Source organism: Occallatibacter sp., assembly GCF_049582745.1.
In the GTDB taxonomy this organism is placed as follows: domain Bacteria; phylum Acidobacteriota; class Terriglobia; order Terriglobales; family Acidobacteriaceae; genus Telmatobacter.
The window spans coordinates 1-9,563 of the sequence record NZ_JBAUUO010000043.1 but is presented as its reverse complement, the minus strand read 5'-3'; the positions used below and the strand labels follow the sequence as shown (position 1 = coordinate 9,563).

Here is a 9,563-nt window from a genome sequence, read left to right as displayed (position 1 = left end):
CAACATTTGTGCTCCGATCGCGCCAGCGCCTTCCTTCAAACCGCTCTATCCGACCTGCTCCGCGCTGTCTCCTGCCACTCATTGCGCCTCATCGCGCGGAGCAGCTCCGATAGAGTCCTGACGTTTTACGGGAAATTGCCGCGAGCACTGATCGACTTGAATGATCGATGAGCGCTTCGGTCCGTTCATGCGGCCAATCGGTGCCCATTTTGATTGTGTCTGGAGAAGTGTGTTTTCAGGTGCCGACTTGCCTACCTTCGCCCAAGCCGACGCTATGCTCTGCAATTGGGGTGCTGCTTATCGTTCGCAACATCAGGGAGTTTTAAATGCGAAGATATTTCTAAGTCCAAAGACCACGTTCCAGTGTTCCCGAAGCGCTGTTACTTCCCAAAAGCAGGCACCCGAGAAAAGTCATGCGCCTGGTTGGCTACCAGCAGAAGTCCCTGGGCTCGAGCGTCGCGCTCGAGAGCGTTCAGCCCGGCAACCGCGAGAGTGGATCCAGACCACAGCTCAATCTCTTCCAGAGCAAGGCGGCCCTGGTATTCAAACGGGCGATACCCAAACCGGCGAGTGGAGGAGATCATGGATTCAAGTTCCTCGCGAGCTTGAGACCACTTGCCCAACTTCGCCTTGACGCGAGCGTCCGCCAGCACAGCCTCGAAGCGCGAGTTCGCCACTGTGCTTTGCCTGGAAAGCACGATGGCCTTCCCCGCCGCGCTCTGCGCCTCCGCCAAATTTCCCGCACCCAGCAAGTTCCTCGCTAACATAGCCTGAGCCCATGCCTCGCTGGAGTTGGAGTTCGATTTATCGAACACCACCGTTGCCTGCCGAGCCAGTGACACTCCGTCGGCGTATCGTTTCTCTGCCAAAGCAACCGACGCCAGCGCGACCTCAAGCTGCGCAGAAAAGTCCTCATCCTTTATTTCCTTGCACAACGCAAGTGCTTGTTCATATTGCTTGCGTGCGCCAGGCAGGTCGCCCTGGGCCAGCAAAGCGTCGCCGAGACCGGAGATTGGATAGGGTTCGCCGCCAAGGTAGCTAATCTCGCGATGTAGGGCTAGAGACTTCTCGAAGTAGCCCTTGGCTTCGTCAAGATTGCCCATCTCGGACTGCACATTGCCCAAATTATTCAGGGTTTCCGCGGCCCCACGCCGATCGCCAATCTCATTGAACGCCGCCAGAGATTGTTTCTGCATCTTAAGTGCACCGGCCAGGTCACCGAGCCCCTCAAGTGCATTCGCCAAGTTCCCGTAATCGCTGGCCAGCCCCCCTGGATCATTGATCTGCTGATCAAAGCGCAAGGCTTGCCTGTAATACTTCTCCGCCTCGTGCAGGTTTCCCTGACTGTAGAAGACATTGCCTATGCGCTCGAAAGTGGCGCGAATATCTCGCTCCGCCCCGATTTCCTGAAAGACCGGAAGCGCCTCGTCGAACTGTTTCCGGGCACCCACATAGTCACCTTTATCGAAGAGCACGTCGCCCACGCTGAGCACCGTAACCGCGGCGCCGCGCCGATCACCCGCTGCAACGAAGAGGTCTCTCGCCTGTTGCGAACGCTCGATCGATTTCTGCGTTTGTCCCAGACGTTCCCATGCGTTCGCTTCCAGCCGCAGGGCTTGCGCTTCCAGCAGTTTTGCGCCAATCGCACGGCCTCGGTTAGCCGCTCGTTCCGCGAGCGACTGCTGCTGATGAAAGTCACTCAGCGACGCTGCAATGTTGGCTTGGGCCAAATCAATGCCGGCCGCGTCCGCTTCCGACACGGCCAATTGGCGAAGTTGCGCAAGCGTCTTTTCCCCGTCAACCGCGTGCCCTCCAGCAATCTGGGTGCTAATGAGGGCCAAACCATAATCCACGTTGTCGGGGAAGAATTCCCACAGAGCGCGATAGCTCTCCATGGCTTGCGTAGTTTCCGCCGAAAGCGCATGGGCTCGCGCCTCAATCAGCAACCGCTCTTTCCGGGAAGTTTGGCCGGAAAGCTTCAGGGCTTTCTGGGCCTGCTCTTTTGCCCGGCTCTCGTAGCCCAGTGTTGACCAGCCTGCAGCCAATGCCGAGTAAGTCGGGGCATGGTTAGGATCAAGTGCAGCCGCCTTCTGTAACAGGTCGACAGCAGAGCGAGCATCAAACACGCGCAATCTTTGTAAGCCTTCGGCGTAGAGACGGGCAGCCTCGGGATTCGAAGGCAACGAGGCCTTCACCATCGTGGACTGCACGTCGGAAAGAGGGCCGATATCCAGCTTCGCACGCAGTTCCGCACCCGCTCTGCTCACCAGTTCATCGATTTCGGATTCTTCGCCTTTCACCGAGATAGAGACCAGCGTCTCCCCAGCCGCCGTGTCCTGGAGCCGCAGATCCAGCCGCAGTTGCCCATCGCCCAGCGGAAGGTACGAGCCCAGCACTACTTCGTCGCTGCCGAGATTCTGACGGATGCGATTCAGAGTCTCGCGGCCATAGCTGTCTGCATCCTTAAGCGAAAGGCTGAGCTTCATTTCCGCCACGCTCTCGCCCGGAATGGTGCGCAACTGGTCCCCCTGGCTCAATTCGGTGGTGAGCATCTCGGAGAGTGCCGTCGAAAGCCAAGACTGATCAGGCCTTCCCGAAAGATTCTGGAAGCCCAACACCGCAATAGTGCGACGGCGATTCACCTGTGGGGAAACGACTTCCCGAGGTCTGCGTCCGTGGAAGAATAAGGTCGCGGCGCAAATCGATAAAAGTACCATCGCCACCAGGAAGGCAAACTTGAGCGGCGTTTGCCAGGCACGCTGTTTGTGAACAGACGGTGAAGTCGGGCTTAGGTCGCGTTGCAGGCGCTGCAAGTCCGCCCGCAAATCGGATGCGCGTTGATACCGCAGCTCGCGATCCTTCTCGAGCGCCTTGTCAATGATTCCATCGATCCCGGCAGGTAGCCGGGAGTTGGTGCGCGTGGCGGGAACCGGCTGCCGGTTCAGGATACCGTCGAAGATGGTCGCGACGCTTTCGCCGCGAAAAGGCGCCAGGCCGGTAGCCATTTCATAGAGCACCGCGCCAAAAGAAAATAGATCTGTGCGGCAATCAAGTTTTTTCGCCATAGCCTGCTCCGGAGACATGTAAGCGATGGTGCCGAGCATGAACCCCGGAGCAGTGAGTTCCACCAGGTCATCAGTGCCGCCTCCAGTTTCGGTAGCTGTCGTCTGGCCGACGGAAAGGCGACCGGTTAGCTTGGCTAAACCGAAATCCACGATCTTGGCATGTCCACGGCCGGTGATAAGAATATTCGCTGGTTTGATGTCGCGATGAGTGATGCCCCCTGCGTGTGCGGCGTCGAGCGCGTCGGCGACCTCGATGGCCCATGGGAGCAGAACATCTATTTCCAGCGGACGGCCTGAGATCCGATGTTTCAGAGTCAAGCCATCAATGAACTCCATGGCGATGAAGGACGCCCCCCCAGATCTTCCGATCTCGTAAATGGTGCAAATATTTGGATGGTTGAGAGCGGAGGCCGCGCGAGCTTCGCGGCGAAGGCGTTCCAGGGCCTGCGGGTCTTGCGCCATTGCGACAGGCAGGAACTTCAATGCAACCACGCGTGCAAGTTCCGTGTCCCTCGCCTTATAAATCACACCCATACCCCCGGACCCGAGGGGCGCGACGATGGAGTAGCGACTGACCATCGTCCCTGGAGGTAGCTGGCCGCTTATGGCGGAGCCCTTGCCCGGTTGCGAGATACCCTGCGTCGTAAGCAGCGGCGCAGCCAGGAAACTGCCGGCGCGATCGTTCTCGAGAAGCAAATCCTCCACTAACTGACGGAGCTCAGGTGTATCCTGGCACGCTTGATCCAGAAATGCGGCGCGTCTCTCGGGCGCCAAATCCAAAACGGCTCCGAACAATTCCTCTGCGGATTGATCCCATTTATCCATCGTTCCTATCCGGAGGGGGTGAGGACCGCTTCTCAAAGTACTGCATCCCGAAGGCAATGACAGACGGGACCTACCTGTAACAGACTGTACGCGGAAAATTGTCGCCCGCCAAATGCACCCATCGACAAACAGTTACTTGTCGAAAAGTAGACAAGCCAAGAAAGCAACAAGTCCTTCAGGCGACCGATAGGCTGCGAGAACAGTCTTTGTCGCTCTCGCCAGAAAAGTATCTTTCCTGACATGAATTGTGTCTGGATGACGCTAGTGCTTTTTCGGAGGCGCGTTGGTGCACAGAATGGAGCGGAACAGAGGATTGGGGCGCGCGTTTGAAGAAGCCGTCAGAAGGAACCCGATGGCGCGGCGGACGCGGGCCTTATGTTTAAGGATGTGGTTGGGCCCGCTTCGCTGCGGCAATCCACCGGAGCGAATTGTCGGCTTCTCGGACAAGCAAATGACTCTTCAACTGTTGATAACAGGGCTTACCGTGATTCGACTCTTCTAGCCGCGAACAAGCTCCCAAAACGGTCGTTTACAGGCTTCTCAAGGTTCTGTTTGCAGCCGAGATATCGCTCCGTGGTGAGTGCAGACGCGTGTCCCAAGAGGAATTGGATCTGTTCGATTTCGCCGCCCGCAGTATGGCACAGCTTCGCACAGGTTCGACGCAGATCATGTGGAGCGAGGTGATCCAGCGTGGCCCGTTCGGCGCACCTCCGAACTACGTACCAGATGACGTTCTCGGAGATGCCTTTTCCCCATGGCGTTCCGTGTCGGCTGACGGCCCTGAAGATCCGGCCTTGGCTAACGTTGGCCACGATGATCCAACGATCGACCGCCTCCTTAACCCACATGGGCATTGGCACGGTTCTTACACGACTGCCCTTGCCAATCAAGTCGACAATGGCCCAGTGTCCCTGCCTGACCTCCAAGTCTTCCACTTCCAGGGCTGACAGTTCGGCACGTCGTAAACCGCAGCCCAAAAGTACTGCCATCATGGCGAGGTCACGAATGCTGCGAAGATCCTCGCCGTCAGAGCATTCCAGGAGCAGCTTGGCCTGATCGCTTTTTAACCAGTTCCCCAGACGGAATCCCAACTGCTTCACACCCTTCACGCGGCGGATCCCGGCGGCAAGCTCCGGGCTAAGCAGACCGGAATCTGCGGCCTCATACGCGAGTCGCCTCACTGCCGCAAGCCGCTGATTGATCGTTCCTGCAGCCAATCCAAGGGATTCGAGGTAGAGGCGGAACCTGAGAACGACGGCCCTATTTAGAGCAAGGCGCGGTTCGGAACAATACCAGGTGATGAATTGCTCCATAGCGAACTTGTAGTTCCGCCTAGAATGAGGGGAACTGAGGCTGTTAAGAACAGCGGCTTTGGTGTGATCCAAGTCCGGCAGCCGCAGAACGATTTTGCGAGACGGAGGTTTCCTGCTCTTCTTGCGCATGCACGCGGCCTCCACGCCGCTGACATGCACAAGATAGAAGCAACACTCCGGGTCACGCGCCGCGGTTCAATGAGCGCCCAGGCGATTTACCGTAAATCCAGAATCTGATGCCGTCGTCGCGTTTCGCCGCAATCAACATCTCCTATTTCACAAGCGCGGCGAGACGGGCTTTGCTGATCTTCAACACCATACCGGCATTTCTGTCAGCAACTTCACTGACATGGTATTCAGCTGCGGTTCCAAGCACCTGCGCAATCTCTGAAGGCGTGAGTTTGTAGTCTTCTTCGAGCCATGAAGCCATATCGCTCGTGGCTTCTTTGAAAGCGTCATCGAGCGAACCGTCAAGCCCCATGGTGATAATGTCGGTGGCCGTCTCCACGCGAGGATCTCCGATGCGCTTGTTGGGGATGACGTCAACAGAAAGTTCCACGTCCATGGACGTTTCGAGGGCATTGCCATTAAGCTCGCCGTCACCTTGCGCGGCATGTGCGTCGCCGAAATAGAGCAGCGCGCCGGGGTTTGCCACGCGAAGATAGACGGTTGCGCCTTCTCTAATTTCGTTGAAATCCATGTTTCCGCCGTAGTATCCCGAGTCGCCTGTGCCGGGTGGGGCCTGCGCAGTGCCGGGGGCAGCAGTGATACAACCGAGCATGGGCTTTAGAGGGATCGTGTAGTGCTTGAGGTGCTCTGCGGGGGATTCGGGAGTTGCAGTCCCCGCCGCTCGATCGAGATGCCAACGAATGGATTTACCGTTATCCTTGACCTTAACGGCGAGATCGCTATTCAAGGCACGCTCATCAAGCCCGTCGTCGCTCTCGGCCCAATCGCGATTCAAGGTGAGTTTCTTAATATGGACAACGAGCACGTCTCCCGGCATTGCTCCCTCGATGTAAAACGGGCCGGTCTGAGGATTGCCGCCGAGGGACCTTTTGATCCCATTCATATCAGTCCCGCCCGCATCCACCGTAGTGGTGTGAATTGTGTCTCCTGGATTGATAGTGAGGACCGGTTTGTTGAAGGCGGATACCTGACGATAGAAGACCGTCGGCGTGAACTCATGAGTTTGGGGCTGGGGATGTTCCAGTGCAGGCGCCAAAACAGCCGTGAATTTGAGAGTCACCGGGTGCGCCTTATCATTGGCGTCGGTTTCTGTATCCGTTCCTTCCATCTTGCCATCTGCGAGCGTAGCGGTGATTTCATCGGTATTGCCCTCTTTATCCGTAGCAATGAGATGCAGGGCAGTCCCGTCGAGAGTGCCGACATACTTGTAGCCCCGGCCTGTAGCCGTCACTTTATCACCGGTCTGTTCAAGGTTGAGGAGAGGAGTCAGAGGAGTGCCGAAATAGTCTGTCGAAACAATCCAACGACCTGTGTTCGAAGGTGTCTGAGCGACAGCGGCGAGAAAAGACAGACCCAACAGCATGGGTAGGAGCTTGATATGAGCCATGGACATTTCTCCTGAAGGCTGGATTGGACGCTGAGCCGCAATGGGGGTACATTGGCTCCCAACGATTGTACGCAGGGAAACCGGCCGTAGTTCGCCGCGGTTCAAACCTTTCGCCGTGTCACTCTATCAAAATCGCACGTCTCGAACCTACGGCGCCCTGCGTGGGAATTCTTCTTTGCGCGGAAAGTTTTAGAAGTCCAGATGGTTGCGGAAGAAAGGAAGAACTTCGTTGTAGACGCGGTTGTCGGAACCATCCCAGTAGGGATCGCCGCCCCATGTACCGTTAAATTCTTCGGCTTCATGAACGATGCCGAACTCGTTGAGCTTATAGGTGAGTGCCTCGTTGGCATAGACGTGGTCCCAGATGCCATCGCTGCGGGGCCAGTCGATTTTGAGAGCGCGGAGGGACTTGAGATTGTCGGCGTATCTGGGGATGAGCGATTCGATGAAGAGGTTTTCGCGCAGACGGGCCATCTGTGCGGAGTCGATGACGAGCTTGCCGTTGATGAGATGCGCAGGCGGATCGAAATAGAGCGGAGCCTTGGCGGGGTCGGGCAGGTCCGCCTGAAACATGCTGGCGAAGATGGGAGTGAAGCCGTCGCTGTTCAGGTCGCTGAGCGATTTTGCGTTCGCGATGGTGGACCAGTTGGGGCGTGAAACGAGCATTTGCACGCCGGAACCGATGCCGACGGGATGCATGGCATAGACGACGCTGAATATGTTGGGATACTCCATGCCGAAGCGAAGAGCACCGTAGCCGCCGATATAGTCGCCGAGGAGACCGCGCGAGTTACGCGTAGCGAGAGTGCGGAAGTTGGCGTCGATGTAGGGGACGAGGTCGCGGATAAAAAAGTCCTGCCAATTTCCGGTGACGGGCGAGTTGACGTACCAGGTGCTGCCGAAGGGCGTTCGCATGTCTACGGAGACGAGAATGAATTTGCCGATCTGATTGGCAGCGATGGCGCGTTCGAAGAGTTCGGCGGCGTGGTGCTGATCGAAGATATTGCGATGACCGCCGAATGGGTTTGGCAAAAAGTAGAGGACTGGGTAACGTTGCGTGGAGATGTTATATCCGGGCGGCAGATAGATGGTGAGCTTGCGCGTGGGATCGACGCCGATGAGATTGTGGGTGAGATTGTCGGAGTGAATCTCTCGGTCGACGAGAGTGCCGGAGTCTGCGGCGAAGGATGAAGCGGAGACGAGAAAAAGGAAAACGAAGGCGAGAGCAAAGATACGAGGGGCGCGAATCATAGCGAGTAGGCTTCCTTAGTACGGCGGATGGAGGGAAGTGCAAGCCATACGAGATACCAGCATGGCCAGAGCGGGATGAGGGTCCACAAGACAAAACTTGGCCCGTTCTGGATTTTCATCATAGGAACCAATTGCAGGCTGCAGGGAATGATCAACAGAAGCGTCAGCCAAGGGCGTGGGCGGAGGTTATGCAGTCCTGCGCGTATGCCAAAAATCATCAGCGGCAGATAGAGAAACAGTACGAACGGCGAAAGCTGGATGATGTGGTGATCGAAGTGAGCCTCTACATGGAACAATTTGAAGCAATAAATGGAGGGGCCAAGCATTAACAGCATGCTGCCCCAGAGTGTTCTGCGCGAAATTCGAGCGGCAGCAAACCCAGCAGACCATGCAGCCGCAAAGAGCCGCAAAAAAGATAGCGTGAAATCCGTCAGGCGATAGGGTACATAATGCCAGGAAGCTGGTCCCCAATACCATTTCACCGCGTTTGTGCTGATATCGACAGAATTACCCATGAGCAACCATGTTGTGGTGTATGCGAGAGCAATAGCGGCAAACCATGGCCGCCACGATAGCCAGCAGAGGAACTGACGTCGCAGGACGAAGCCGAGGATTTCGAAAAGCGAAGATGCGAAGGGCGCGCTGGATTCAGCAAGGTCGCCGAGGACGGCTTCGCGGTCGGAGGGTGGGAGCAGAAGCGCGATGAGGTCGACAATGACGCGATTCATGCTTTAGCTCCGGGGCGATGCGAGGCCCAGGCGGCGCCGATGCTGATCTTTGTAATGGCTTCGTAGAATTCTTTTGCGGCGTGGGTGCCTTTGGGGGTAACGCGCACCATTCGTTTGGCGCGGCCTCCGCGTTGCGGTGTGGCTTCGCCCATCCATGTTTTGAGCAGGCCCTTGGCTTCCAGCCGTTCAATGGTGGTGTAAAGTGCTCCGATGGAGCATCGGCGTCCGGTCTTCTGCTCGATCTGCGCGCGGATGGCAGCGCCGTAGGCGTCTTCGTCGAGCGTGGCGGCGACGGTAAGAATGAGGTATTCGAATTCTCCAAGCATAATAAGAACTACATTGTAGTATTAATCAGCTACACATGTCAATCACTCCCGGTGGAAGCACTTCCAGGCGGGCGGTATCTAGACCCCATGGGGTGAATGGTAAAGGTATAGTCCAGACCACGAATGCGCCGTTTGGGTGATGTAGATACGCATGCTCCTATTGTGAGTTCCATCAGAATGGCAGAAGAGTTTATCTCGTGCCGCTGCCAAGTTCGGAGACTTCCACAGAATCGGGGATTCCGTTCCGAAGAGATGATCGGTAATCGGTAACCTGCGAGTCCCTACTATCACGGACACAGCTGAGATCCTAGAAAGTCGCGCTTTCGGTAACTTCGACTCTCAACTGGCGACAACAGTCAGTATGGAGTGACCGGCACCGATGCGCTGATCGTGGGTTAGGCTGTGAGTTCAGAAGGACGCACAGTTCAGAGCCACAAGCGGAAGGGAGCCGGTCATGAAGGAAAAGTTACGATTTTTGG

6 protein-coding genes are annotated in these 9,563 nt (G+C 56.7%); all 6 read right to left on the bottom strand.

Going from position 1 to position 9,563, the window contains the following annotated elements:
* Window positions 1-380: 380 nt before the first annotated feature.
* Window positions 381-3,761: a protein kinase domain-containing protein gene (locus WCA10_RS05035; RefSeq protein ID WP_472821408.1), complete on the bottom strand. Its 3,381-nt coding sequence runs from the start codon at window positions 3,759-3,761 to the stop codon at window positions 381-383.
* Between the two features lie 608 nt (window positions 3,762-4,369).
* A complete protein-coding gene (locus WCA10_RS05030) occupies window positions 4,370-5,332 on the bottom strand; it encodes a tyrosine-type recombinase/integrase (RefSeq protein ID WP_472821407.1) in 963 nt (320 codons plus the stop codon).
* Between the two features lie 142 nt (window positions 5,333-5,474).
* On the bottom strand, window positions 5,475-6,779 hold the full coding sequence (locus tag WCA10_RS05025; RefSeq protein WP_472821406.1) for an acetamidase/formamidase family protein: 1,305 nt from the start codon (window positions 6,777-6,779) through the stop codon (window positions 5,475-5,477).
* Between the two features lie 189 nt (window positions 6,780-6,968).
* A complete protein-coding gene (locus tag WCA10_RS05020; RefSeq protein ID WP_472821405.1) occupies window positions 6,969-8,030 on the bottom strand; it encodes an alpha/beta hydrolase-fold protein in 1,062 nt (353 codons plus the stop codon).
* Window positions 8,027-8,758, bottom strand: a complete 732-nt coding sequence (locus WCA10_RS05015) for a hypothetical protein (protein ID WP_472821404.1) — start codon at window positions 8,756-8,758, stop codon at window positions 8,027-8,029. The genes WCA10_RS05020 and WCA10_RS05015 overlap by 4 nt, the downstream gene beginning before the upstream one ends.
* Complete coding sequence (locus WCA10_RS05010) at window positions 8,755-9,084, bottom strand: PadR family transcriptional regulator (RefSeq protein ID WP_472821403.1); 330 nt, start codon at window positions 9,082-9,084, stop codon at window positions 8,755-8,757. The genes WCA10_RS05015 and WCA10_RS05010 overlap by 4 nt, the downstream gene beginning before the upstream one ends.
* Between the last annotated feature and the right edge of the window lie 479 nt (window positions 9,085-9,563).